We start from the raw sequence: 24,671 nt of genomic DNA on the forward strand, positions 1-24,671 counted from the left end.
CCGACCCGGCCCGTGCGCGGCATTCCGGACACATGCGATGTCATCCGACCGTGGGGGGTCGACATCTTGAGACTGTTCACGCGCCGCCATGCCGCGGCGCTCGCCACTGCTGCCGTGCTCGCGGCGACGGGCACCCTGGCGACCGCGCCGGGCGCCGTGGCCGACGACGCCGGCTCGTGGCCGGGCACCGAGGGCAAGATCCTCGTCGACGGGGGGAAGCTGATCGACCCGGCGACCGGGACGGTCACCACCCTCGCGAACGCCTCCGGCACGTACTCGGCCTGGGCGCCGGACGGCAGCCGCTTCGTCAACAGCGCGGGCCAGATCAGGAGCTACCGGCCCAGCGGCTCGACACCGATCACGCTGCCCCGGGCCGAGGGCGTCCGTTCCAGCGCCGCGTACGAGGACCTGGCCTACGGCTGGGGCGGCCGCTACGTCGTCTTCTCCACCGGTGGCCAGCTCGCCTACGGCCCCTCCGACGGTGCATGGGCGCCGGAGCCGCTGCTGTCGGACGCCCAGGAACCGTCCACCGTGTGCGACACCGACCCGACCGTGAACGACTCGGGCCTGGTCGCCTTCGCGCGCGGGATCTCCAGCTGCTCCGACAACGACGGGGTGTACGTCTACGACGGGTCCGCGAACACGGTCAAGCGGGTCCTCACCGACGCCCGCCAGCCCGCCTGGTCGCCCGACGGCACCAAGCTGGCCTTCGTCCGCGGCGACGCCGACGGCAAGCCCCAGGTCTTCACGGCGAACGCCGACGGCACGGAGGTCAAGCAGGTCACCACCGGACCGGGCTACTACGGCAACCCGTCCTGGTCGCCCACGGGCACCCGCATCGTCTTCGACGCGTACTCCCTGGACAGCAGCGCCGACCTGCACTCCACCCAGTACATCGACCTGGCCACCGGCGAGCTGACCACGGTCGCCGCCAAGGCGCCCGGCAGCAACCCCAGTTGGCAGCCGCTGCGCAAGAACACCACCGGCCGGGTCTGGGGCGCCGACGCCTACGCCACCAACATCGCCTCCTCGCGCTGGAGCTGGAACACCGTCGGCACGAGCCAGCCGGGTCTGCTGGACGCCAAGACCGCCGTGCTGGTCAACCAGGACGACGTGTCGTACGCGCTCACCGCGCCCACGCTGGCCGGCAAGCAGCAGGGCCCGGTGCTGACGACGCCGAAGACCGGGCTGTCGACGGCGGTGAAGAACGAGCTGAAGCGCACGCTGAAGCCGGGGGCCGGCGTCTGGATGCTCGGCGGCACGTCGATCCTCTCCAGCAACGTCGCCGCGCAGCTGAAGGCCCTCGGCTACGTCCCCAAGCGGGTGGCCGGCGCGGACCGCTACGAGACGTCCGTCAAGGTGGCCAAGCTGGTCACCACCGCCCCGAAGTACGTGTTCCTGGCCAGCGGCACCAACTACAAGGCGGCTCTTCCGGCGGCCGCCGCGGCGGGCGCGGACGGCACCGGCAGTGCGGGCAGCCTCGTGCTCACCAGCGGCAACAAGCTGTCCTCGGCGGTGAAGTCGTACCTGAACGGCCTGAACCCCGACAAGACCATGGTCATCGCGGTGGGTTCGGACGCGAAGTACGCGCTGACGCACTCGTCGTTCTCCCGCTGGCCGTCGACGTACTCCTACTACCCGGTCACGGCGAGCACGGACGTCGGCCTCTCGGTGGCCGTCGCCAAGTTCTGGTGGACCACGCCGAGTCAGGTCAGCCTCGCCTACGCCGGCTCCTGGCGCGACGGGGTCTCCGCGGGCTCGGCGATGAACATCTACGGCCCTCTCCTGTGGACCTCCCGGCCCGCCCTGTCGAGCGAGGTGAAGAGCTACCTGCTGCGCGAGGCCGCGGGCACACAGGCCGCCGTCGCCTTCGGTGACACCGGATCGGTCACCGTGGGAGCGCTGAACACGTCCGGCTCGTCGATCAGCGCGAACGGCAACATGTTCGTGTACCGGCCGTACCTCAACGGCGTCGAGGCCACGAGCAAGCAGGCGCTGAGCCTGACCACGGCCGGCGCGGAGCCCGGCGGCCCGGCCAAGGTCGGCCCGGCTGCCTCCGAGCCGAACCTGGACTCGGTCAGGACGACGCACCGCCAGTAGTCCCGGCCGCCGTCGCGGGGGCCCCGATCAGCATGGTCGGTGCCCCCGCGACGCGCGTCAGGAACACGGTCGCTGCGTTCGGCCCCTGCGGTTTGACCTTGCGCCGCAGTTCCTCCGGCTCCACCGCGGATCCCCGCTTCTTGACGGTCAGCGTGCCGACTCCGCGCTCCCTCAGCAGCGCCTTCAACCGCTTGACGTTGAAGGGGAGTCGATCGGTGATCTCGTACGCGACGGCGTACTCGGTGGCCACGGGTTCGTCGGCCGTCACATAGGCGATGGTCGCGTCGAGCAGCCCGCCCCCGACCTCCTCGGCCACCTCCGCGACCAGATGCGCCCGGATGACGGCGCCGTCGGGCTCGTACAAGTACCGCCCGACGGGCCGCACGTCGGGGTCGGGCAGCCCCCGGCCGTGCAGCGTGCGCGGCCCGGGCAGCAGCGTGGCCCGTACGCCGCCGGGCCGCCCGGTGCCGAACCACAGCACCGCCTCCTTCACGTCACCGCCGTCCGAGATCCACTCGGCCTCGGCGTCCGCCGGCACGGCCTCGTGCGGAATCCCCGGCGCGATCTTGAGGGCGGCCACACGGGTGCCCTGGGCCGCACCGACGGCCCACGACAAGGGCGGCGAGTACGCCTCCGGATCGAAGATCCGCCCCCGGCCCCCGCGCCTGGCGGGGTCGACGAACAAGGCGTCGTACCCCGACGTGTCGACCTCCACGACATCCGCCTCATGCACCTCGACCAGGTCGTCCAGCCCGAGGGAACGGGCGTTCGCGCGGGCGACCTCGACCGTCAGCGGGTCGCGGTCCACGGCGAGCACCCGGATCCCGGCGCGGGCGAGGGCGATCGCGTCGCCGCCGATGCCGCAGCACAGGTCGGCCACGGAGGCGACGCCCAGCTCTGCCAGCCGTGCCGCGCGATACGTCGCCACGCTCGTCCGCGTCGACTGCTCGACCCCGTTCGGCGTGAAGAACATCCGCCCCGCGTCCTCGGCCCCGAACTTCGCCGCCGCCCGCTGCCGCAGCCGTGCCTGGCCGAGCGCCGCCGACACCAGATCGGCGGGGTGCTCGCGGCGCAGCCGGGTGGCGACGGCGAGTTCGTCGGCGGGGTTCGTCTCGCGCACCTCGTCGAGGAGGGCGCGGCCCTCGGGAGTGAGCAGCGCGCGGAAGGGGAGCAGGTCGTTCACCGGCTCATTGTGGGCCAGTCGGTGGATGCTCCGCCTCCGGCGGCGGTGTCGGACCTGGCCGGGAGCGGGTGCCTGCGAGGATCCGGCACCATGCGAGCAGTAGTACAAAATGACAAAAGGGGGGCACTGGGTGGCTGGGCGGCCGTCCGGGGTGGCCTCGCCGTGCTCGCGGTCGCCGCGGTGGTCTCCGCATGTGCGGGCCCGGGCGAGGACACCGAGGTACGCCCCGCCCAGGGCGGCGGACCGCTGAAGGCACCGCCGGCCGCCGCGCTGGACAACTACGCGGCCCGACGGCACGCGGACCACGACATGATGGCGGCCGCCGCCAGACGCTGGGGCCTCGCCCAGGTTCCGCTCACACCCCCGCCTCCCCCGGAGCACAAACCGGAGATCACGGCCCGGAACGGCTTCGAGGTCACAGGTCAGGAGGAGGAAGACCTCCCCCCGGTCTTCACGTCGATCCCCACCCGGCAGAAGATCGTCTTCCTCACCATCGACGACGGCGCCGAGAAGGACCCGGCGTTCCTGCGCATGATGAGCGACCTGAAGATCCCCTACTCGGCCTTCCTCAGCAACTACCTGGTGAAGGACGACTACGGCTACTTCCGCAGGATGCAGTCCCTGGGCGTCACCCTCGACAACCACACCCTCACGCACCCCTATCTGCCGCGTCTGTCCTACGAGGAGCAGAAGCACGAGATCTGCGGCATGCAGGCGATCATGAAGAAGCAGTTCGGCAAGGCGCCGGCCGCCTTCCGGCCGCCGTACGGCAACTACAACGGGGACACCCTGCGCGCGGCCAAGTCCTGCGGGATCAAGTACGCGCCGATCTGGGCCGAGGAGGTCTTCGTCGATCACTGGGAGTACCGCGAGGGGGAGCAGAACCTGCACCCCGGCGACATCGTGCTCACCCACTTCCGGGGACGTGAGGACTGGCACGGCACGATGGCCGACGACATGCGCCGCTTCCTGAACGAGGTCACCCGTGAGGGGTACGCGGTGGCGCGCCTGGAGGACTACCTGTGAGGCGGCGGACGGCGGCGGGGCGCCGGCGGCTGCCCGCCGCCGCCCTTGCGGCCGCCTGCCTCCTCACCGGCTGTGCCCAGTCCGTCGACCCCATCGAGCGGCTGGGCAAAAAGGCGGCCCAGGGCGTACGGTCCCACAGCCCGACGGCGCCGCAGCCGTACCGTCACTGGGGCCTGCCGTCCCCGCTGGCCGCACCGCCGACACCGGCCGCCCGCACCCGGGCCCCGAGCACAGCGGGTCCGGGCCTGCCTCCCGTGGTGGACCACATCACCACCTCCGACAAGGTCGTGTTCCTCACCTACGACGACGGCGCCGAGAAGGACCCGCGGTTCGTCGACATGGTCCGCGAACTCCAGCTCCCGGTCAGCCTGTTCCTCACCGGCAGCGTGATCGGCCCCGGCTACGGCCACTTCGCCCGCCTCCAGTCGGTCGGCGCGAGCGTCCAGAACCACACCCTCGACCATCCGGCGATGCGGGGACTGTCGTACGCCGGCCAGCGCGCCGAGATCTGCGGCCAACAGGACAAACTCAAGTCCCGCTTCGGCGTCCGCCCCCGCCTGTTCCGCCCGCCGTACGGCACGTACGACACGACGACGCTCCGTGCGGCGGCCGACTGCGGCGTCTCGGCGGTGGTCCTGTGGCGGGCGGCTACGACCCCGGAGGGCATTTCATACGCCAGGGGCGACGAGCACCTGTGCCCCGGCGACATCATCCTGGTGGGCCCGGACGAGTCCACGGGCCCGACGCTCAGGGAACGCACGGTTCGGCTGCTGCGGGAGGCGCAGGAGGCGGGGCTGACGGTGGGGAGGCTGGAGGACTACCTGTAAGGGGCGGCACCAACGCCACCGCACGTCGCCATCGGTCGGGCACCAGCCCCGCCGTACGTCGCCAGCGCGCGAGCCGAAGACTCCCCGGAGGCCGACGCGCCGCGGGCAACTGGCACTCCGCTTGACCGAGTGCTAATCGCGGTCATAGTCTCGGCTCTGGCACTCGGCACCGTAGAGTGCCAACAACGCGACGGGCAGGTCCGGCACCCGCGACGACGGATCGACCTGGTCGCCACCTCAGACAGTTAACCCCGTGAGATCTCCGAAGGGGGAGGTCGGATCGTGACGACCGCCAGCTCCAAGGTTGCCATCAAGCCGCTCGAGGACCGCATCGTGGTCCAGCCGCTGGACGCCGAGCAGACCACGGCCTCTGGCCTGGTCATCCCGGACACCGCCAAGGAGAAGCCCCAGGAGGGCGTCGTCCTGGCCGTGGGCCCGGGCCGTTTCGAGAACGGCGAGCGCCTGCCGCTCGACGTCAAGACCGGCGACATCGTGCTGTACAGCAAGTACGGCGGCACCGAGGTGAAGTACAACGGCGAGGAGTACCTCGTCCTCTCCGCTCGCGACGTGCTCGCGATCATCGAGAAGTAGTTCATCTCAAGCACATTGCTTGACGCTGCGCCCCTGGCCCCCGCGACCACATAAGAACCCGGGCGCCCGGGGCGCAGTGCCTTTTTCACCCACAGATTTCCGAGAGGGCTCCCGCTGTCATGGCGAAGATCCTGAAGTTCGACGAGGACGCCCGTCGCGCCCTCGAGCGCGGCGTCAACAAGCTGGCCGACACGGTCAAGGTGACGATCGGTCCCAAGGGCCGCAACGTCGTCATCGACAAGAAGTTCGGCGCCCCCACCATCACCAACGACGGCGTGACCATCGCCCGCGAGGTCGAGATCGAGGACCCGTACGAGAACCTCGGCGCCCAGCTGGTGAAGGAGGTGGCGACCAAGACCAACGACATCGCGGGTGACGGCACCACCACCGCCACCGTGCTGGCCCAGGCGCTCGTGCGCGAGGGTCTGAAGAACGTCGCCGCCGGCGCCTCCCCGGCCGCCCTGAAGAAGGGCATCGACGCCGCGGTCAAGGCCGTCTCCGACGACCTGCTCGCCACGGCCCGGCCGATCGACGAGAAGTCCGACATCGCCGCCGTCGCCGCGCTGTCCGCCCAGGACCAGCAGGTCGGCGAGCTCATCGCCGAGGCGATGGACAAGGTCGGCAAGGACGGTGTCATCACCGTCGAGGAGTCCAACACCTTCGGTCTGGAGCTGGACTTCACCGAGGGCATGGCCTTCGACAAGGGCTACCTGTCGCCGTACTTCGTGACGGACCAGGAGCGCATGGAGGCCGTCCTGGAGGACCCCTACATCCTCATCAACCAGGGCAAGATCTCCTCCATCGCGGACCTGCTGCCGCTGCTCGAGAAGATCATCCAGACCAACGCCTCGAAGCCGCTGCTGATCATCGCCGAGGACGTCGACGGCGAGGCCCTGTCGACCCTGGTCGTCAACAAGATCCGCGGCACCTTCAACGCGGTCGCCGTCAAGGCCCCCGGCTTCGGTGACCGCCGCAAGGCGATGCTGCAGGACATGGCCATCCTCACCGGTGCCACCGTCATCTCCGAGGAGGTCGGCCTCAAGCTCGACCAGGTCGGCCTCGACGTGCTGGGCTCCGCCCGCCGCGTGACGGTCACCAAGGACGACACCACGATCGTGGACGGCGCCGGCAAGACCGAGGACGTCCACGGCCGCGTCGCCCAGATCAAGGCCGAGATCGAGAACACCGACTCCGACTGGGACCGCGAGAAGCTCCAGGAGCGCCTCGCGAAGCTGGCCGGCGGCGTGTGCGTGATCAAGGTCGGCGCCGCCACCGAGGTGGAGCTGAAGGAGAAGAAGCACCGTCTGGAGGACGCCATCTCCGCGACCCGCGCCGCGGTCGAGGAGGGCATCGTCTCCGGTGGTGGCTCCGCGCTCGTCCACGCCGTGAAGGTGCTGGACGACAACCTCGGCAAGGCCGGCGACGAGGCCACGGGTGTCGCGGTTGTCCGCCGCGCCGCCGTCGAGCCGCTGCGCTGGATCGCGGAGAACGCGGGCCTGGAGGGCTACGTCATCGTCTCCAAGGTCGCCGAGCTGGAGAAGGGCAACGGCTACAACGCCGCCACCGGCGAGTACGGCGACCTGGTCAAGGCCGGCGTCATCGACCCGGTGAAGGTCACGCGCTCCGCCCTGGAGAACGCCGCCTCCATCGCCGCCCTCCTCCTGACGACCGAGACCCTGGTCGTCGAGAAGAAGGAAGAGGAAGAGCCGGCCGCCGCGGGCCACGGCCACGGCCACGCCCACTGAGGCACGCGACATCGCACGGCGAAGCCCCCGTTCCCGGTATGGGAACGGGGGCTTCGCCCCTCGCGGGCGTATCGGAGCCGGGCTCTCAGTTCTCCAGCGCGTCCAGCGCCCCCAGCTGTGCCATCAGGCCGAGCCGGTCGTACTGCCACCACCCCTCGGCGATCTTGCCGTCCTCACCGAACCGGAAGACGGTCGTCCCGGTCATGGTGACCCGCCTGCGCGTGGGCGCGATGCCCAGGAACTCGCCCTTGTGCATGCCGTGCCACGTCCATCGGTTGCACACCCGGTCACCCTGCGCGATCTGGTCGTCGACCGCGAAGGCGAAGTCGAAGCCGGCCCGCCACATCCCGATCTCCCGCCGCATCGCGTCCATCCCGATGGTGTCCTGCTCGTTCGCGGGATCGTGGTCGTGGTAGCCCTCGGCGAGCAGCCCGTCCAGCGGCGGCAGTTCACCCGCGGCGGCCATCGTCTCGAAGAACCTGAGCGCGTTGGCCGTGCACAACTGCTCGTCCCGTACGACATCGAGGTCCGTGAACGTCGGCATCTCGTCGCACAGAGCGACCATCTCCCGGAAGATCTTGTCGGTCTCCGGCATGTTCGAGTTCCGCATCGCGTCGGCGTACGACGGGAACTCCACGATCTCGATGAAGTGCGACGCGTCGGACCGGTCGCGGCCGACCAGATCGTGCGTCGCGGTCCGCTTCCCCTTGGTCTGCTCGACCCAGTCGTCCATGAGCCGGTCCATCTCGTCGAACCGGCTGGTCCTGCACTCGATGAGCTGTACGAACGTCATGACGCCGCCTCCGGCCCCCCTGGGTCCGGTTCCCTCACGCCCATTTTCCCACCGGAGGGCGCACTCGGAGGGCTCACTGCGGGCCGTACTTGCGCCCCGTCCGTGAGGTGATCCCGCCCAGCAGCCCGCGCGGCGTCACCTTCACCAGGCCCATCAGTGCCTTGTAGCGCGGATCCGGGATGGACAGCGTCTTGCCGTGCGCCAGATCCGACAGCGCCGCCGCGACCAGCTTGTCCGCGTCGAGCCACATCCAGCCCGGGATGTTGTCGGTGCCCATCCCGGCCCGATGGTGGAACTCCGTGCGCACGAAGCCCGGGGCCAGCGCCATCAGCCGAACGCCCGTACCGGCCAGATCCCGCGCCGCGCCCTGCGTGAACTGCACGACCCACGCCTTCGACGCGCCGTACGTGCCCCGGGGCACGAAGGCCGCCACCGACGCCACGTTCACGACCCCGCCGCGTCCGCGCTCGCGCATCGCCTCGGTCGCCGCCGACGTCAGCCGCAGCACCGCCTCGATGTGCACCTTGAGCATCCTCAGCTCGTCGGCCATCGGCACTTCGAGATAACGGCCCTTGTTGCCGAAGCCCGCGTTGTTGACCAGCAGGTCGACCGGGTTGCGGCGGTCGCCGAGGCGGGCGGCGACCTTCTCGATGCCGGCGTCCTCGGCGAGGTCGGCGGTGAGCACCTCGACCTCGATGCCGTGCCGGTCGTGCAGCTCGGTCGCCTGCTCGCGCATCCGGTCGGTGTCCCGGGCGACCAGGACGAGGTCGTGCCCGTCGGCCGCCAGCCGCCGCGCGAACGCGGCACCGATCCCCGCCGTCGATCCCGTAATCAGAGCCGTTGTCATGGACCAAGAGTAGTTACCCGGACGGAACGAGTCCGCTCCGCGCACCGTGGCCATGAACCGGTGAAGCCCGGTGCCCGAGCGTCCGGTGACGCCGCCTCAGCCGCCCGCCGGTGCCCCGTACTTCGCCACGTACGCCTGCGCCTCCGCCAGCGCCTCGGGATGCAGGGCCGTGCCCGCGTCGAGCACCCGGGGCAGCAGTTCCCGCTCGGTCGTCTCCGCGCGGAACTGCAGGGCCACCGTCACCCCGTGGTCCGGCCGGTGCACGATCTCCACCAAGTCACCGGCCCGGATCTCGCCCGGCTCGATCACCCGGAGGTAGGCACCCGGCGCACCCTTCCGCGTGAACCTCTTCACCCAGCCCCGTTCGCCCACATGGGCCTGGAAGGTACGGCACGGGATGCGCCCGCAGGTGACCTCCAGGACCACCGCAGAGCCGATGCGCCAGCGCTCGCCGATCAGCGCGCCGGACACGTCGAGGCCCTCGGTCGTGAGGTTCTCGCCGAAGGCGCCGTTTCCGAGCGTGCGGCCCAGCTCCCGCTCCCAGTCGTCGAGGTCCTCGCGCGCGACCGCGTACACCGCCTGGTCGTCGCCGCCGTGATGGCGCAGGTCGCACACCGCGTCCCCGGCCACTCCGCCGGCGCCGGTGCCTTTGGGACCGGGCGCCGCCACCCGCACCAGGCCGTCCACCGGGCGCTTGTCGATGCCGGTCAGCCCCTCCGGCTGGTCGGTGTAGTCCACGGCCTGCGCGCGGCCCACGTTCACCGAGAGAAGCTTCATGCCCGCAACGTACGGCACCTCACCCCAAAGCGTCGACGCAATATTGGCCGACCTGCCCAAGGCGGACTTATGCTCGAGAAGTGATCGAGGCCCGTCATCTCCGCGTCCTGCGCGCCGTCGCCGCCACCGGTTCCTTCTCGGCGGCGGGCCGCGAGCTGGGCTGCACCCAGCCCGCCGTCAGCCAGCAGATGAAGGCGCTGGAGGCCTCGGTCGGCACCCCCCTGCTGGTCCGCAGCGGCCGCGAGATGCGCCTGACCGAGGCCGGCGACGCCCTCGTACGGCACGCCTCCGGCATCCTCGCCGGGCTCACCGCGGCCGAGGAGGAGGTCGCCGCCATCGCCGGGCTGCGCGCGGGACGGGTCCGGCTGGTCTCCTTCCCGAGCGGCAGCTCCACCCTCGTCCCCACCGCCCTGGCCGCCCTGCGCGCCGCGCACCCCGGCACGCGCGTGTCCCTGGAGGAGGCCGAGCCGCCGAAGTCCGTGGAGCTGCTGCGCGAGGGCGACTGCGACGTGGCCGTCGCGTTCCGCTACGAGGGCGCGGCGGGCGCCGAGGAGTGGGACGACCTCGTCGTACGACCCCTGCTGACGGACCGTCTGGTCGGTCTGGTGCCCGAGCGGCACCGGCTCGCGCGCACGGGAGGCCAGGGCTCCGTCGCGATCGGCGAACTGGCCGGTGAGCCCTGGATCGCGGGCTGTCCGCGCTGCCGTGGTCAGCTGGTGGAGGTGTGCGAGAGGGCGGGCTTCACGCCCCGCATCGACTTCGCTACCGACGACTATCCCGCGGTGGTCGGCCTGGTGGGTGCGGGTCTGGGCGTGGCCGTACTCCCGCAGCTCGCCGTCGAGTCCGTACGGCCCAGGGGTGTACGGATACTGGCGCTGGAGCCGGCCGTGCGTCGCGAGATCGTCGCCCTCACGCTGCCCGACCTCGAACAGGTGCCGGCGGTGGCGGCGACGCTGGAGCAGCTTGCGCGGGCGGCCCGGCGGCAGTGAGCGTCAGGGGCACGCGTGCGTGCGCGTGCCCAGGAGTGAGAAGAAACGTTCCTTCAAGTGTTCGAGGCGGTGTCCCCGCCGGACGTCGAGGCCGACACGAGCCGGTTGCGTGCCCGCCCCATGAGTTCCTCGCGCTCGTCCTCGGTCAAGCCGCCCCACACGCCGTACGGCTCGCGCACGGCCAGCGCGTGCGCCGCGCACTCCGCACGGACCGGGCACCTCATGCAGACCTCCTTGGCCGAGTTCTCTCGAGCGCTCCGAGCCGCCCCGCGCTCACCCTCCGGGTGGAAGAAGAGCGAACTGTCGACCCCGCGGCAGGCGGCCAGCAGCTGCCAGTCCCACAGGTCCGCGTTCGGTCCAGGAAGGCGGGAGAAATCTGCCATTACGTGACCCCTTGTAGCCGTTCTGGGCGGATACGGTGCCAACGACCGTACATCTCCGGTCTAAGGAGATGAAAATATGACTCATTGCGAATCTAGCCCCAGACACCGTGAAATGGGAAGAAAATGGTTCAAATGGGGCATAGGTTGTGATGAAAAGTTGAGGGTCCGTCGGCCATGTCTGCACCGTGCGCGTGCCCTCACGTAGAGTGCCGAAGACGACACGTAGCCCCGTAACTCTTTCGAGTGACCGTCGTTGAGAGTGCGGAGGCGGTTGAAAACAAGAGCGCTCGGGCAGGCGTCCGAGACGGTCGACCGCACAGGTGACGATTTCGTACCAGCCTGGAGGCTCAAGGTGACGCGCATCAGCTGCGGAGGACGGCCATGACATCCGTCCTCGTCTGCGACGACTCCCCGCTTGCCCGAGAGGCGCTCCGCCGCGCGGTCGCGACCGTGCCCGGCGTCGAGCGCGTGACGACTGCGGCCAACGGCGAGGAAGTCCTCCGCCGGTGGGGCGCCGACCGCTCCGACCTGATCCTGATGGACGTGCGCATGCCCGGACTGGGCGGCGTCGAGACGGTGCGACGGCTGCTGTCCGCCGACCCCGGCGCGCGCATCATCATGCTCACGGTCGCCGAAGACCTCGACGGCGTGGCCCTCGCGGTCGCCGCGGGCGCCCGTGGCTATCTGCACAAGGACGCCTCGCGCGCCGAACTGCGCGCCACGGTGACGCAGGCCCTCGCCGACCCCACCTGGCGGCTGGCCCCGCGCCGGCTGCGCTCCGCCGAGATGGGCGCCGCGCCCACGCTCACCGCGCGGGAGATCCAGGTGCTCGAGGGTATGAGCCACGGGCGTTCCAACGCCGAGATCGGACGCGAGCTCTTCCTGTCCGAGGACACCGTGAAGACGCACGCCAGGCGCCTGTTCAAGAAGCTCGGCGCCTCGGACCGCGCGCACGCGGTGGCGCTCGGCTTCCGCTGGGGACTGGTCCGGTAGGACGGTGAGCGGCAGCCGGGGTGCACAGTGTCCCGGGTTCCCCGCCTACCCCATGGTGGGCGGGGCGGGCAAAGCGGTCCGCCGGGTGCCCGCTGCTCGTTTCGTCGCGGATGCCGCATCCTTGAGGTGTGGAGTTCCTCGGGGACGAGTCGGTCGAGCGGAAGGGGAGGGCGCAGGAGATGAGTTCCGGCGCACCTGCTCATAACGCTTCGGTGCACAACGAAGAGCGCGGTGCCACGGACCGTACGGCCGCAAGGCACCATGGACCGATGCGCGACGACGAGGCGGGCGCGGTCCACGGGGCGATCGGTGCGCTCGTGCATCGCGCCGTAGACGGGGACGAGCAGGCCACGCACGACCTGCTCGCCCGTGTCCACCCCCTCGCGCTGCGCTACTGCCGCACCCGGTTGTCCCGGCTCCCGGGCGACGCGCGGCATTTCGTGGAGGACCTGGCCCAGGAGGTCTGCGTCGCGGTCCTCCTGGCCCTGCCCCGCTACCGGGACACCGGCCGCCCCTTCGAGGCCTTCGTCTTCGCCATCGCCTCGCACAAGGTCGCCGACCTGCAGCGGGCCGCGATGCGTCACCCGGGCTCCACGGCCGTCCCCTCGGACGAGATGCCGGAGCGCCCGGACGACTCCCTGGGCCCCGAGGAGCGCGCGCTGCTCAGCAGTGACGCGGAGTGGGCGAAGAAACTGCTGGCCAACCTGCCGGAGAACCAGCGCGAGCTGCTCCTGCTGCGGATCGCGGTGGGGTTGACGGCGGAGGAGACGGGTCAGATGTTGGGAATGTCACCCGGCGCGGTCCGGGTGGCCCAGCACCGGGCCCTGAGCAGACTGCGGGCCCTCGCCGAGCAGTGACGCCCGTGCGGCGGGCGCCTTCCGTGAGCAGGCGGCTCGCCGGAACCGTACGAACATACGAAGCCCGGGGCCGGCGAGAACCGTGGAATTTGAGAGCCGCGCTTCCCGTTAGCATGGACATCCGCACCGATCAAGGCCATTTGGGGAAGGTGTCATGACTGCCAACGTCGACGGAGTGCCCGGTAAATTCGCGACACTCGGGCTGACCTACGACGACGTGCTGCTGCTGCCGGGGGCTTCCGAGGTGCTCCCCAACGCGGTCGACACCTCGTCCCGCATCTCCCGCAACGTCCGGGTGAACATCCCGCTGCTGTCGGCGGCGATGGACAAGGTGACCGAGTCGCGCATGGCGATCGCGATGGCCCGCCAGGGCGGCGTCGGCGTTCTGCACCGCAACCTCTCCATCGAGGATCAGGCCAACCAGGTCGACCTGGTGAAGCGCTCCGAGTCCGGCATGGTGGCCAACCCGATCACCATCCACCCGGACGCCACGCTCGCCGAGGCCGACGCGCTGTGCGCCAAGTTCCACATCAGCGGCGTCCCCGTCACCGACCCCGCGGGCAAGCTGCTCGGCATCGTCACCAACCGTGACATGGCCTTCGAGACCGACCGCGCCCGCCGGGTCAGCGAGGTCATGACCCCGATGCCGCTGGTCACCGGCAAGGTCGGCATCTCCGGCGACGACGCGATGCAGCTGCTGCGCAAGCACAAGATCGAGAAGCTGCCGCTGGTCGACGGCGCGGGCGTGCTCAAGGGCCTGATCACGGTCAAGGACTTCGTGAAGGCGGAGCAGTACCCCCAGGCGGCCAAGGACGCGGAGGGCCGTCTGCTGGTCGGTGCCGCCGTGGGCGCCAGCCCTGAGGCGCTGGAGCGTGCCCAGGCGCTCGCCGAGGCAGGGGCGGACTTCCTGGTCGTCGACACCTCGCACGGCCACAACAGCAACGCCCTCAGCTGGATGTCGAAGATCAAGTCGAGCGTGAACGTCGACGTGATCGGCGGCAACGTCGCCACGCGCGACGGCGCTCAGGCACTGATCGACGCCGGTGTGGACGGCATCAAGGTCGGCGTGGGCCCCGGTTCGATCTGTACCACCCGGGTGGTCGCCGGTATCGGCGTTCCCCAGGTCACCGCCATCTACGAGGCGTCCCTCGCGGCCGGCCCGGCCGGTGTTCCCCTGATCGGCGACGGCGGTCTGCAGTACTCGGGCGACATCGGCAAGGCGCTGGCCGCCGGTGCGGACACCGTGATGCTCGGCAGCCTCCTCGCGGGCTGTGAGGAGTCGCCCGGCGAGCTGCTGTTCATCAACGGCAAGCAGTTCAAGTCGTACCGCGGCATGGGCTCGCTCGGCGCCATGCAGTCCCGCGGCCAGGGCAGGTCGTACTCCAAGGACCGCTACTTCCAGGCCGATGTGGCGTCCGACGACAAGCTCGTGCCCGAGGGCATCGAGGGCCAGGTGCCCTACCGCGGCCCGCTGGCCAACGTGCTGCACCAGCTGGTCGGCGGTCTGCGCCAGACCATGGGCTACGTGGGTGCCGCCACCATCGAGGAGATGGAGTCCAAGGGGCGGTTCGTGCGGATCACGTCGGCGGGTCTGAAGGAGAGCCACCCGCACGACATCCAGATGACGGTCGAGGCGCCGAACTACAGCCGCCAGTAGGCACCAGGCTTCTTCAGGGCGGCCCCGGACGCTCCGGGGCCGCCCTTGCCGTGCCCGTCGGCGATACTGGAAGACGCTGAAACGCATCAGGGAAAGGCCACAGACGTGACTGAGATCGAGATCGGGCGCGGCAAGCGCGGCCGCCGGGCGTACGCCTTCGACGACATCGCCGTCGTCCCCAGCCGCCGTACGCGGGACCCGAAGGAGGTCTCGATCGCCTGGCAGATCGACGCCTACCGCTTCGAGCTGCCCTTCCTGGCCGCCCCCATGGACTCGGTCGTCTCCCCGGCCACCGCGATCCGCATCGGCGAGCTGGGCGGCCTCGGCGTGCTGAACCTCGAGGGCCTGTGGACGCGGTACGAGGACCCGCAGCCGCTGCTCGACGAGATCGCCGAGCTGCCGGCCGAGGCCGCGACGCGCCGCCTGCAGGAGGTGTACGCGGCGCCCATCAAGGAGGAGCTGATCGGCGCGCGCATCAAGGAGGTGCGAGACTCCGGCGTGGTCACGGCGGCCGCGCTCTCCCCGCAGCGCACGGCGCAGTTCTCCAAGGCGGTCGTGGACGCGGGCGTCGACATCTTCGTCATCCGCGGTACGACGGTCTCGGCGGAGCACGTGTCGTCCTCGCACGAGCCGCTGAACCTGAAGCAGTTCATCTACGAGCTGGACGTGCCGGTGATCGTCGGCGGCTGTGCCACGTACACGGCGGCCCTGCACCTGATGCGCTCGGGCGCGGCCGGTGTGCTGGTGGGCTTCGGCGGTGGCGCGGCGCACACCACGCGCAACGTGCTGGGCATCCAGGTCCCGATGGCGACGGCGGTCGCGGACGTGGCGGCGGCCCGCCGTGACTACATGGACGAGTCCGGCGGCCGGTATGTGCACGTGATCGCGGACGGTGGCGTCGGCTGGTCCGGCGACCTCCCGAAGGCGATCGCCTGCGGCGCGGACTCCGTGATGATGGGCTCCCCGCTGGCCCGCGCGACGGACGCGCCGGGTAAGGGGCACCACTGGGGCATGGAGGCCGTCAACGAGGAACTTCCGCGCGGCAAGAAGGTCGACCTGGGCACGGTCGGCACGATCGAGGAGATCCTCACGGGCCCGTCCCACACGCCGGACGGCTCGATGAACTTCTTCGGGGCGCTGCGCCGGGCGATGGCGACGACCGGGTACAGCGAGCTGAAGGAGTTCCAGCGGGTGGAAGTCACGGTGGCGGACTCGCAGCACCGGCGGTAGGCAGTACGGCACGGCGAGGGCCCGGACCGACGACTCGGTCCGGGCCCTTCTGCGTGCCCAGGCGGGGCTGGCGGGGCGCGTGTTGGACGAAGGGGGCGCGCGGTCGCATTCGGGGCGAATGTGTGCTGAACGGGCGTAGCGGGGCGGTGGTGTCCTTGATCGGCGACCCGGTTTCCCGGAGCGCCCCCTTCCAAGGGCATGGTCCGGACCCCGGCCCTCGGGGCCCGGCCCGATTTCCGGCGGACCGTCCGCCGGGCTACTGGGCGGTGTCGTGGAAGGGGGCGCGTCCATGGGACGTCAGGGCAAGCCCGCTCGCTGGGACCGGATCCGTCTGCGGATGGTGAAGTGCCGGAGGAGGTGGATCTTGTGGATTTACGGACGGCGAGCGGCCGCCCCCACGGAAACCAGGGGCGGACACTCCGTGAACCATCCAGGAGCCTGCCGCAGCAGCCACTGCGGTGGGCTCCGCCTGTTCCGTACACCCCGTGCCACCAGCCCCCGGAGCCCGGTGGCAGGCGTGCGCCCCCTTCACAACCGATGCGCCGCCCCCGTGGGCGTGGCCCCCCGTGTGTCCAGCAGGAGTTGGGCCTTCACCGACAAGCCCTGCATGTCGTACGTCCGGTGTTGCTGGAGCAGGATCGTCAGGTCGGCGTCGGCCGCTGCCTCGTAGAAGGAATCGGCTCGGGGGATCGGGCGGTCCAGGACGTTCCAGGACGGGACATGGGGGTCGTGGTAGCTGACCGACGCGCCCAGCTCCATCAGGCGGATCGCGATCTCCTGGGCGGAAGTGGCCTGTTGGTCGGCGACGTCGGCCTTGTACGTGACGCCCAGGAGGAGTACGCGCGCGCCTCGTGCCGACTTGCCGTGTTCGTTGAGGAGGGCCGCGGCGCGCTGGACGACGTACCGGGGCATCCGGTTGTTGACCTGCTGGGCGAGTTCGACCATGCGGAGCGTGCGGCCGGCGTGCGCGGTGAGGTCCTGGGGGACGCCGTGGCCGCCGACGCCGGGACCGGGCCGGAACGCCTGGAAGCCGAACGGCTTGGTCTCCGCGCAGCGGATGACGTCCCACAGGTCGACCCCCAACTCATGGCACATGACGGCCATTTCGTTGACCAGTGCGATGTTGACGTGACGGAAGTTCGTCTCCAGGAGCTGCACCGTCTCCGCCTCGCGCGGGCCACGCGCGCGTACCACCTTGTCCGTCAGCCGTGCGTAGAACGCCGCTGCCGATTCCGTGCATGCGGGTGTGAGCCCGCCGATGACCTTGGGGGTGTTGGCCGGGGTGAAGTCCCGGTTGCCGGGGTCGATGCGGCTGGGCGAGTACGCGAGGTGGAAGTCGCGGCCCGCGCGCATCCCGGAGCCCTGCTCCAGGAGGGGCAGGAGGATCTCCTCCGTCGTCCCGGGCGGCACCGGCGACTCGAGGATGACGGTGGTGCGCGCGCGCAGCCGTACGGCGAGGGCGCGGGCCGCCGCCTCCACCTGGCCGAGGTCGAGCGCGCCGTCCGCCCCGCGCGGGGTCGGCGCGCAGATCACCACGGTACGGACCCGGCCGAGCCCGGCCGGGTCCGTGGTCGTCCGGAAGCCCCCCGAGAGCATCCGGCGCAGTTCCGCGGGACTGAGCGAGCCGGCCTCCGGCCCGGTGGCGTACCCGAGCGTGGGGATGCCGGCGGCTACGGCGGCCTGGGCCAGAGGCAGGCCGTAGGGACCGAGTCCGATGACGGCGAGGTCTGCGGGCATGGCGTGGGCGGTCCTTCCCAATAACCGAAGCGGGACAGGTGCGCAAACCCTGTGGACAAGACGGGCGAGCGCAATGTCACACTAGGAGTAAATATGACCGTTATGCTGCACATTTGCGTTGTGTCTTCCGCTGGTCATGAGTCCGTTGTCCACAGGCTGGGGGCGAGTGGTGGCTGAAGTCGGGCAACCCGGTCAGAATTTGGGCAGGGGAGTGGACGAACCGGGCTTCGCCCACCGGGTGCGGCCGACGCGACCGACAGCGGGAGGCAGCGGTGAGGACAGCGACACTGGGGCCGGCACAGCGCGCGGAGTCACTGGCGGGCATGGCCGAGCGCGAGCTGGACGTACTGGTGGTGGGCGGCGGCGTGGTCGGCGCGGGCACCGCGCTGGACGCGGTCACCCGCGGACTGTCCACCGGACTGGTCGAGGCCCGCGACTGGGCTTCGGGCACGTCCAGCAGGTCCAGCAAGCTGATCCACGGCGGGCTGCGCTATCTCGAGATGCTCGACTTCGCGCTCGTGCGCGAGGCGCTGAAGGAGCGCGGCCTGCTCCTGGAGCGCCTGGCACCGCATCTGGTCAAGCCCGTGCCGTTCCTGTACCCGCTGCAGCACAAGGGCTGGGAGCGGTTGTACGCCGGCTCGGGCGTCGCGCTCTACGACGCCATGTCGATGGCCCGCGGTCATGGGCGGGGCCTGCCGATACACCGTCATCTGAGCCGCCGTCAGGCCCTGCGCGTCGCCCCGGCCCTGCGCAAGGACGCGCTCGTCGGCGCCCTCCAGTACTACGACGCCCAGATGGACGACGCCCGCTACACGGCCACCCTGGTGCGCACGGCGGCGTCGTACGGCGCGAAGGTCGCCAACCGCGCGCGCGTGACGGCCTTTCTGCGCGAGGGCGAGCGCGTGGTCGGCGCCCGGGTGCAGGACGTCGAGGGTGGCGGCGAGTACGAGATCCGCGCCAAGCAGGTCGTCAACGCCACGGGCGTGTGGACCGACGACACCCAGGCGATGGTGGGGGAGCGGGGACAGTTCCACGTCCGCGCGTCGAAGGGCATACACCTCGTCGTGCCCAAGGACCGCATCCACTCCACGACCGGGCTGATCCTGCGCACCGAGAAGTCCGTCCTGTTCGTCATCCCCTGGGGCCGGCACTGGATCGTCGGGACGACCGACACCGACTGGGACCTCGACAAGGCACACCCCGCCGCGTCCAGCGCGGACATCGACTATCTGCTGGAGCACGTGAACTCGGTGCTCGCGGTGCCGCTGTCCCGCGACGACGTCCAGGGCGTGTACGCGGGACTGCGTCCGCTGCTGGCCGGTGAGTCCGACGCCACCAGCAAGCTGTCCCGCGAGCACACCGTGGCGCATCCGGCGCCGGGTCTGGTCGTCGTGGCGGGCGGCAAGTACACGACGTACCGGGTGATGGCGAAGGACGCCGTCGACGAGGCCGTCCACGGGCTCGACATGCGCGTCGCCGAGTGCGTCACCGAGGACATCCCGCTGCTGGGCGCCGAGGGCTACCGGGCGATGTGGAACGCGCGGGCGCGGACCGCCGCGCGGACCGGCATCCATGTGGTGCGCGTCGAGCACCTGCTCAACCGGTACGGCTCGATGGCGGAGGAACTCCTCGACCTCATCGCCGCCGACCCCTCCCTGGGCGAGCCCCTCCAGGCGGCCGACGACTATCTGCGCGCCGAGGTGGTGTATGCCGCCTCGCACGAGGGTGCGCGGCATCTGGACGACGTGCTGACCCGCCGGACCCGCATCTCGATAGAGACGTTCGACCGCGGCACCCGCAGCGCCCGCGAGGCCGCCGAACTCATGGCGCCCGTGCTCGGCTGGGACAAGGACCAGATCGAGCGGGAGGTCGAGCACTACCAGAAGCGGGTGGAGGCCGAACGGGAGTCCCAACGCCAGCCCGACGACCTGACGGCGGACGCGGCCCGGCTGGGGGCACCGGACATCGTGCCCCTGTGAGCCGCCCGGATCGATCCGACGGACTGGTCACCCCGGCTGTGCGACCTCGGCCGGCCGGGGCTTTCCGGCGGGCTTCCGGTCGCGGCCCAGCCACAGTCCCGCTGCCCCGGCCGCCAGCAGGCCCAGCAGCATGATCAGCAGGGACAGGGCGGGGCCCGAGGCCCAGTGCACCGCCTCGGCCCTTGCCGCGAGGACGACGGCGGCCGCGACCGCCACTCCCGGCACCGCCAGCACCGCGGGCCGGGTGCGGCGCAGGTCGTCCTCCGCCAGGGTGCCCAGTACGCCGACCCCGAGGGCCAGCGCCCACACCCCGAGTGCCTGTGCGTCCGCGCGGTTCACCTGCCACGGTACGAAGTCGCCCCAGTAGCCGGGCAGGGCCACCAGACCCGTGCCGATGCCGGACCAGGAGGAGCCGAGCACCGCCAGCGGGGGCTTGGACCAGCCGGGCAGTGGCAGCCGTTCGGTGTCCCCGTCCGGAGGTACGGTTCGCGGTCGCCAGAGCTGTGCCACCGCGCAGACCACGGCCCACAGTGCCAGCGCGGTGACCACCAGGACCCAGTCGGGGGAGTAGAGGAAGTTCACGATTCCCCCGCCGTGCACCATCACCAGCGAGCGCCGGTTGAGCAGGGTCACCACGCTCAGCCCGGTCATGGCCACGACCACCGGCCACATCAGGGTGCGGGCCTCCTCCCAGCGGCGGCAGCGGGCCAGCGCGAACAATCCGGGCGTGGTGCCGAGCATCGCCGCGCCCACCATGCCCTGGCCGAGCGGCTCGGGGGACACCCACGGGCCGAAGAGGACGCCGAAGGCGTTGACGGCGGCGAGCAGCAGCCCGTTGAGGAGGGCGACGACCCCCACCACCGTGGCCAGGAGTGCGCTGCCGGCGCTCAGTTCGCGCGACGCGTCACGGGTGGCGCTCATGCCGATCCCCTTTCCGGGACGACCGAGGGGACAAGGGCGCCGGCCGAGGCCCTGCGGACCGTCTCCCGCGCGTGCAGCGTCCGCAGGCTCACCACCAGCACCGCCGTGAACGTGGTGATGCCGCAGCCCACCGTCACCCCGGCGGACAGCGCGGTCGGCCGGTCGATGCTCAGCGCGGCGGCGAACGGTACGGACAGCGCCACCGACACCACGGGGGCCAGGCACACGGCGGTGAGGTGGATGCGCCACTCCTCGCGCGGCCAGCCCCGGGTGGTCAGCGACCTGTGCAGCAGGACGGCGTACACGATGGCGTACGGAAGCAGATAGCCGAGCAGCAGATGCGTCCGCGCGTCGCCCCACTCCGCGGACCGGGAGACGATCAGGCCGAGCGCGGCCAGTCCCGCCAGATGGGCCGCCACCAGCACCGGCCAGGGTGCCCAGCTGCCCGTCAGCCCCGCCACGCTAGCCCGGCGGTCCAGGGCGCGGGAGGCGAGCAGCGCGCCGAAGGCGACCAGTGAGCCCAGGTGCATGATGGCGACCCGGTTGACCTCGGCCATCGACGCGCCGGGCAGGACCAGCGGCAGCGCGCTCCACTCCAGGCGCAGCAGTGGAGCGGTCATCAGGAAGCCGTAGCTCAGCAGGAGCCACCGCTGGTGCAGGTCGGGGAAGCCGCCGAGCACGGCGAGCACACCGAAGGTCACGCTGAGGACGGTGCCGACCAGGATCGTGGCCAGCACGATCCAGAACGCCGGGCCGCTGAACGCGTCGGCGGGGGCGGTGCGGGCGAGGTAGATCCCGGCGCCCGCCATGGAGCCGTACACCGTCAGGACATAGGCGACGCCGAGCGCGCGGTGCAGCCGGGTGCGTCCGTGTACGGCGGTGAGCAGTTGGGCGGGGCCGAGCAGCATCAGCAGGCCGCCGAGCACGGAGTGCACGACGAGCGGGACGAGGCTGCGGCCGTACGGGCCGATGCGGGTGGCGAGCGCGTCGGCGACGTACGACGGGGAGACCAGCCGGGCCAGCAGCGCCTCACCGAACGCCGGGGCGCCGGGGTCGGCGTACGGCCAGAGCTCGGTCATCGCGACGGGCGCGTACGCCACGGACACCACGATCACCGTGATCAGGGCGGCGCGCCGCCACCGGCGGACTGGGTCGCGGGGCATGCGGCCTCCTGCGGGATCGTCGTCGTCCCCTGACAGTCCACTTTGGACCATCCATTTTGGACTATGGGGAAGGTAGTGACCCGCGCCGCACGCGTCAACGGGTCAGGAACCGTCCTCGACCCACTCCCAGAAACCGACCATCATCCGTTCGTAGCGGATGCCGAACTCGAGCGCCTGCCGCTGTCCCGTGGTCAGCAGCCCGCCCACCTCCTCGGCGAGCGCCTCGTACTCGTTGAGGGTGCGGCGGTGCTCCCGGACCTGCGCCGGCGCGACGACACCTGGCTCGGCGCCGAACCACAGCTTGAGGATGCCGCGTTCACGGGCCTCGACCGGCACGAAGGTGTCGTCGTCGAGCCACTCGCGCAGGGCCTTTCGCCCCGCGTCGGTCAGCCGCATCACCCGGCGACCCCGGCCGCCGCTCTGCCGGACCTCCGAGAGCAGCCCGGCCGCGAGCAGCCGGTCGCACTGCGCGTACACCTGCGCGTGCGGCACCTGCCAGAACGGCGCCACGGTCCGTCCCGCCTCCACCTTCACGTCGTACGGGCTCGCCTCCCCCAACTGCCCGATGATTCCGAGGACGAGGTACGAGGTGGGCGTCAGACGTGTCTCCGGCATGGCCCGACCGTACCGCCGTGCGCCGAGCCGGGGATTCCTCGGGCCCGGGCGTGACGAGGGGGCACCCGGCGCGTTGGGCACTTGTCGGGTGAGGGACAATGGAGGCTCTGTCAGGGCGGGTTGCATGAGGGGACGCATGTCGGAGGCGGAGCGGGCGGGAGCATCCCGTCAGGACAAGAGCGGACGTCTCCTCGCCGGGCGGTACCGGTTGGGAGAAGTGCTCGGCCGCGGCGGCATGGGTACGGTCTGGCGGGCCGAGGACGAGACCCTCGGCCGGACGGTCGCCGTCAAGGAGCTGAGGTTCCCGTCGAACATCGACGAGGAGGAGAAGCGCCGCCTGATCACGCGCACCCTGCGCGAGGCCAAGGCGATCGCGCGGATCCGCAACAACAGCGCGGTGACCGTCTTCGACGTGGTCGACGAGGACGACCGGCCGTGGATCGTGATGGAACTGGTCGAGGGCAAGTCCCTGGCCGAGGCGATCCGCGAGGACGGGCTGCTCGAGCCCGGACGGGCGGCGGAGGTCGGCCTGGCGATCCTCGACGTGCTGCGCTCGGCGCACCGCGAGGGCATCCTGCACCGTGACGTGAAGCCGTCCAATGTGCTGATCGCCGAGGACGGCCGCGTCGTGCTCACGGACTTCGGCATCGCGCAGGTCGAGGGTGACCCGTCGATCACCTCGACCGGCATGCTCGTCGGCGCGCCCTCCTACATTTCCCCGGAGCGGGCCCGCGGGCACAAGCCGGGTCCCGCGGCCGACCTGTGGTCGCTCGGCGGACTGCTGTACGCGGCGGTCGAGGGCTTCCCGCCGTACGACAAGGGCTCGGCGATCGCCACGCTCACCGCGGTGATGACCGAACCGCTGGAGGAGCCCAAGAACGCGGGCCCTCTCAAGGACGTCATCTACGGCCTGCTCGAAAAGGACCCGGAGCGCCGGCTGGACGACGCGGGCGCCCGCGCCATGCTCAACGCCGTGATCCAGGCGCCCGAGCCGGAGCCCATGGACGCGACGCGGGTCGTCCCGCTGCCCGCGCAGCCCGAGGGCAGGCGGAGCGAGGAGGCCGCGGAGAAGCTGCGCGGCGCGCTGCGGTCCGTGCGGAAGGCGGCGGGGGCGGCGACGTCGGCTGCCGCGGCGGCTCGGACGAAGAGCGACTCCGGGGACGGCGGGGCGGCGGACGCGGCCGGTTCGACGGCGGTCTCGGATGCCGGTGGTGCGGCTTCCGGTGCCGGTGGTGCCGCCCCGTCCGCGTCCGGAACCGTGGGCAACGGCGGGACCGGGAAGGCTGGTTCGGGCTGGCCCGTGATGACGCCGCCCGATCTTCCGCCGCGCGCCGTGCCCAAGGCGTCGCTCACCGACGTCGTGCCCAGGCGGACCCTGGTGATCATCGCGGTCGTGGTCGTGCTCGCGGTGCTCGGCACCGTGCTGGCCCTCACGCTGGGCGGCGGTGACGACAAGGGCGCCGACGGGGCCGGGAGCGGCGGCGGTTCCAAGGCTGTGGCGAGCGCGAGTTCCGGCGCCGACACCAAGAAGGACGACGAGGGCGCTCGTACGGACAGTGACGGTTCGGCCTCTGCCACGACGGGATCGACGCCGGGGAACGGGAGTTCGGCGAGCGCGAGCGCGTCCGGTGACAGCGGGTCTTCGAACTCCGGTGGCGGTCGGGGCGCGCCGGTCGTGTCGACGCACAAGGGGACTCAGGGGTACTCGATCGGGCTGCCGAAGGGCTGGAAGTACGAGACGGCGAGCGCGGCGGGGGATCGTTTCACCGGACCCGACGGGCAGAAGCTGCTGGTCGCCTGGACGACCACGCCCAAGGACGACCCGGTGGCGGACTGGCGCAACCAGGAGCGCTACATGGTGCGCTCGCAGTACACGAAGATCCGGATCGAGTCGGTGGACTACCGCGGCTGGAACACGGCCGACTGGGAGTTCACGTACGTCGACGGCGGCACGAAGTACCGGACGATAGACCGCGGGTTCGTCGTGAGCAGCCATGCCGGGTACGCCCTGATGTACACCGCGAAGGCCTCGAACTGGGACGACAAGCTGCGCCGGGACACCTGGCGGACGCTCACGCGATCCTTCGAACCGAAGGCCTGAGGTGACCGGTCCCGCGTTCGGGGCGTGAGAATCGGGCAAGCCCTCATTGCGGCTTGCCTCCGGCACGTATCGTGAGTGGTTGCGGACCGTACGCATTCAGGTAGGGATCCGGAACGGGACGCAAGACGAACGGAATTGACCGACCGAACCGCGGGGG

21 protein-coding genes are annotated in these 24,671 nt (G+C 71.1%); 12 read left to right on the forward strand and 9 right to left on the reverse strand.

Translation table 11 applies throughout. The features are described from left to right. Positions 1 to 66 precede the first annotated feature (66 nt). Positions 67 to 2,100, forward strand: coding sequence for a cell wall-binding repeat-containing protein (locus IEZ19_RS16620; RefSeq protein WP_229840384.1), 2,034 nt, complete (start codon positions 67 to 69; stop codon positions 2,098 to 2,100). On the opposite strand, the gene IEZ19_RS16625 is transcribed toward IEZ19_RS16620, so the two are convergent. Next, complete coding sequence (locus IEZ19_RS16625) at positions 2,078 to 3,283, reverse strand: THUMP-like domain-containing protein (protein ID WP_444545192.1); 1,206 nt, start codon at positions 3,281 to 3,283, stop codon at positions 2,078 to 2,080. The two genes, IEZ19_RS16620 and IEZ19_RS16625, sit on opposite strands and share 23 nt — an antisense overlap. A 90-nt stretch (positions 3,284 to 3,373) precedes the next feature. Between IEZ19_RS16625 and IEZ19_RS16630 the strand changes: the two genes are divergently transcribed. The 4 genes from IEZ19_RS16630 to groL all read left to right on the forward strand — a co-directional run bounded on the left by IEZ19_RS16630 (position 3,374) and on the right by groL (position 7,472). Beyond that, positions 3,374 to 4,309, forward strand: coding sequence for a polysaccharide deacetylase family protein (locus IEZ19_RS16630; protein WP_189311957.1), 936 nt, complete (start codon positions 3,374 to 3,376; stop codon positions 4,307 to 4,309). Further along, a complete protein-coding gene (locus IEZ19_RS16635) occupies positions 4,306 to 5,136 on the forward strand; it encodes a polysaccharide deacetylase family protein (RefSeq protein WP_189311958.1) in 831 nt (276 codons plus the stop codon). Before IEZ19_RS16630 ends, IEZ19_RS16635 begins: the two co-directional genes overlap by 4 nt. A 282-nt stretch (positions 5,137 to 5,418) precedes the next feature. Further along, complete coding sequence (gene groES, locus IEZ19_RS16640) at positions 5,419 to 5,727, forward strand: co-chaperone GroES (protein WP_055493212.1); 309 nt, start codon at positions 5,419 to 5,421, stop codon at positions 5,725 to 5,727. Positions 5,728 to 5,846: 119 nt separating this feature from the next. Beyond that, the gene (groL, locus tag IEZ19_RS16645; protein ID WP_189311959.1) at positions 5,847 to 7,472 is read left to right on the forward strand and encodes a chaperonin GroEL; all 1,626 of its coding nucleotides are present in this window, start codon (positions 5,847 to 5,849) and stop codon (positions 7,470 to 7,472) included. Positions 7,473 to 7,557: 85 nt separating this feature from the next. Here groL and IEZ19_RS16650 read toward each other — a convergent pair whose 3' ends face one another. The 3 genes from IEZ19_RS16650 to IEZ19_RS16660 all read right to left on the reverse strand — a co-directional run bounded on the left by IEZ19_RS16650 (position 7,558) and on the right by IEZ19_RS16660 (position 9,889). Continuing rightward, positions 7,558 to 8,265 (reverse strand): ester cyclase, encoded by a 708-nt coding sequence (locus IEZ19_RS16650; protein WP_189311960.1) that lies wholly within the window; start codon positions 8,263 to 8,265, stop codon positions 7,558 to 7,560. A gap of 73 nt (positions 8,266 to 8,338) precedes the next feature. Next, positions 8,339 to 9,112 (reverse strand): SDR family NAD(P)-dependent oxidoreductase, encoded by a 774-nt coding sequence (locus IEZ19_RS16655; protein WP_189311961.1) that lies wholly within the window; start codon positions 9,110 to 9,112, stop codon positions 8,339 to 8,341. 96 nt (positions 9,113 to 9,208) lie between these two features. Beyond that, entirely contained in the window at positions 9,209 to 9,889 is a 681-nt protein-coding gene (locus tag IEZ19_RS16660) for an MOSC domain-containing protein (RefSeq protein WP_189311962.1), read from the reverse strand. 80 nt (positions 9,890 to 9,969) lie between these two features. On the opposite strand from IEZ19_RS16660, the gene IEZ19_RS16665 reads away from it, so the two are divergent. Further along, positions 9,970 to 10,878, forward strand: coding sequence for a LysR family transcriptional regulator (locus IEZ19_RS16665; protein WP_189311963.1), 909 nt, complete (start codon positions 9,970 to 9,972; stop codon positions 10,876 to 10,878). Positions 10,879 to 10,931: 53 nt separating this feature from the next. On the opposite strand, the gene IEZ19_RS16670 is transcribed toward IEZ19_RS16665, so the two are convergent. After that, positions 10,932 to 11,261: a WhiB family transcriptional regulator gene (locus IEZ19_RS16670; protein ID WP_189311964.1), complete on the reverse strand. Its 330-nt coding sequence runs from the start codon at positions 11,259 to 11,261 to the stop codon at positions 10,932 to 10,934. A 381-nt stretch (positions 11,262 to 11,642) separates the two neighbouring features. Here IEZ19_RS16670 and IEZ19_RS16675 point away from each other — a divergent pair, with 381 nt between their 5' ends. From IEZ19_RS16675 to IEZ19_RS16690, 4 genes are all read left to right on the forward strand, one after another. Continuing rightward, on the forward strand, positions 11,643 to 12,254 hold the full coding sequence (locus IEZ19_RS16675; RefSeq protein ID WP_003948568.1) for a response regulator transcription factor: 612 nt from the start codon (positions 11,643 to 11,645) through the stop codon (positions 12,252 to 12,254). Between the two features lie 269 nt (positions 12,255 to 12,523). Then, positions 12,524 to 13,111, forward strand: a complete 588-nt coding sequence (locus IEZ19_RS16680; RefSeq protein ID WP_189311965.1) for a sigma-70 family RNA polymerase sigma factor — start codon at positions 12,524 to 12,526, stop codon at positions 13,109 to 13,111. A gap of 154 nt (positions 13,112 to 13,265) precedes the next feature. After that, positions 13,266 to 14,768 (forward strand): IMP dehydrogenase, encoded by a 1,503-nt coding sequence (guaB, locus tag IEZ19_RS16685; RefSeq protein ID WP_189311966.1) that lies wholly within the window; start codon positions 13,266 to 13,268, stop codon positions 14,766 to 14,768. A gap of 105 nt (positions 14,769 to 14,873) precedes the next feature. After that, the gene (locus IEZ19_RS16690) at positions 14,874 to 15,998 is read left to right on the forward strand and encodes a GuaB3 family IMP dehydrogenase-related protein (RefSeq protein WP_189311967.1); all 1,125 of its coding nucleotides are present in this window, start codon (positions 14,874 to 14,876) and stop codon (positions 15,996 to 15,998) included. A gap of 528 nt (positions 15,999 to 16,526) precedes the next feature. Here IEZ19_RS16690 and IEZ19_RS16695 read toward each other — a convergent pair. Then, positions 16,527 to 17,735, reverse strand: a complete 1,209-nt coding sequence (locus tag IEZ19_RS16695; protein ID WP_189311968.1) for a nucleotide sugar dehydrogenase — start codon at positions 17,733 to 17,735, stop codon at positions 16,527 to 16,529. 272 nt (positions 17,736 to 18,007) lie between these two features. Here IEZ19_RS16695 and IEZ19_RS16700 point away from each other — a divergent pair, with 272 nt between their 5' ends. Continuing rightward, complete coding sequence (locus IEZ19_RS16700; RefSeq protein WP_189311969.1) at positions 18,008 to 19,714, forward strand: glycerol-3-phosphate dehydrogenase/oxidase; 1,707 nt, start codon at positions 18,008 to 18,010, stop codon at positions 19,712 to 19,714. A gap of 27 nt (positions 19,715 to 19,741) precedes the next feature. On the opposite strand, the gene IEZ19_RS16705 is transcribed toward IEZ19_RS16700, so the two are convergent. From IEZ19_RS16705 to IEZ19_RS16715, 3 genes are all read right to left on the reverse strand, one after another. Beyond that, positions 19,742 to 20,635, reverse strand: a complete 894-nt coding sequence (locus IEZ19_RS16705; RefSeq protein ID WP_189311970.1) for a hypothetical protein — start codon at positions 20,633 to 20,635, stop codon at positions 19,742 to 19,744. Then, positions 20,632 to 21,798 (reverse strand): DUF2306 domain-containing protein, encoded by a 1,167-nt coding sequence (locus tag IEZ19_RS16710; RefSeq protein ID WP_189311971.1) that lies wholly within the window; start codon positions 21,796 to 21,798, stop codon positions 20,632 to 20,634. The genes IEZ19_RS16705 and IEZ19_RS16710 overlap by 4 nt, the downstream gene beginning before the upstream one ends. Positions 21,799 to 21,900: 102 nt before the next feature. Further along, a complete protein-coding gene (locus tag IEZ19_RS16715; RefSeq protein WP_189311972.1) occupies positions 21,901 to 22,413 on the reverse strand; it encodes a PadR family transcriptional regulator in 513 nt (170 codons plus the stop codon). A gap of 136 nt (positions 22,414 to 22,549) precedes the next feature. Here IEZ19_RS16715 and IEZ19_RS16720 point away from each other — a divergent pair, with 136 nt between their 5' ends. Next, complete coding sequence (locus IEZ19_RS16720; RefSeq protein WP_189311973.1) at positions 22,550 to 24,514, forward strand: serine/threonine-protein kinase; 1,965 nt, start codon at positions 22,550 to 22,552, stop codon at positions 24,512 to 24,514. The last annotated feature ends 157 nt before the right edge of the window (positions 24,515 to 24,671 follow it).

Source organism: Streptomyces brasiliensis (assembly GCF_014647875.1).
GTDB lineage: Bacteria > Actinomycetota > Actinomycetes > Streptomycetales > Streptomycetaceae > Streptomyces > Streptomyces brasiliensis.

Bases quoted from the DNA above. Each gene is read 5' to 3' on its own strand.
- IEZ19_RS16630 (WP_189311957.1), top strand. From the start codon at position 3,374: ATGCGAGCAGTAGTACAAAATGACAAAAGGGGGGCACTGGGTGGCTGG.
- groL (WP_189311959.1), top strand. From the start codon at position 5,847: ATGGCGAAGATCCTGAAGTTCGACGAGGACGCCCGTCGCGCCCTCGAG.
- IEZ19_RS16650 (WP_189311960.1), bottom strand. From the start codon at position 8,265: ATGACGTTCGTACAGCTCATCGAGTGCAGGACCAGCCGGTTCGACGAG.
- IEZ19_RS16655 (WP_189311961.1), bottom strand. From the start codon at position 9,112: ATGACAACGGCTCTGATTACGGGATCGACGGCGGGGATCGGTGCCGCG.
- IEZ19_RS16660 (WP_189311962.1), bottom strand. From the start codon at position 9,889: ATGAAGCTTCTCTCGGTGAACGTGGGCCGCGCGCAGGCCGTGGACTAC.
- IEZ19_RS16670 (WP_189311964.1), bottom strand. From the start codon at position 11,261: ATGGCAGATTTCTCCCGCCTTCCTGGACCGAACGCGGACCTGTGGGAC.
- IEZ19_RS16675 (WP_003948568.1), top strand. From the start codon at position 11,643: ATGACATCCGTCCTCGTCTGCGACGACTCCCCGCTTGCCCGAGAGGCG.
- IEZ19_RS16680 (WP_189311965.1), top strand. From the start codon at position 12,524: ATGCGCGACGACGAGGCGGGCGCGGTCCACGGGGCGATCGGTGCGCTC.
- guaB (WP_189311966.1), top strand. From the start codon at position 13,266: ATGACTGCCAACGTCGACGGAGTGCCCGGTAAATTCGCGACACTCGGG.
- IEZ19_RS16695 (WP_189311968.1), bottom strand. From the start codon at position 17,735: ATGCCCGCAGACCTCGCCGTCATCGGACTCGGTCCCTACGGCCTGCCT.
- IEZ19_RS16705 (WP_189311970.1), bottom strand. From the start codon at position 20,635: ATGAGCGCCACCCGTGACGCGTCGCGCGAACTGAGCGCCGGCAGCGCA.
- IEZ19_RS16710 (WP_189311971.1), bottom strand. From the start codon at position 21,798: ATGCCCCGCGACCCAGTCCGCCGGTGGCGGCGCGCCGCCCTGATCACG.
- IEZ19_RS16715 (WP_189311972.1), bottom strand. From the start codon at position 22,413: ATGCCGGAGACACGTCTGACGCCCACCTCGTACCTCGTCCTCGGAATC.
- IEZ19_RS16720 (WP_189311973.1), top strand. From the start codon at position 22,550: ATGTCGGAGGCGGAGCGGGCGGGAGCATCCCGTCAGGACAAGAGCGGA.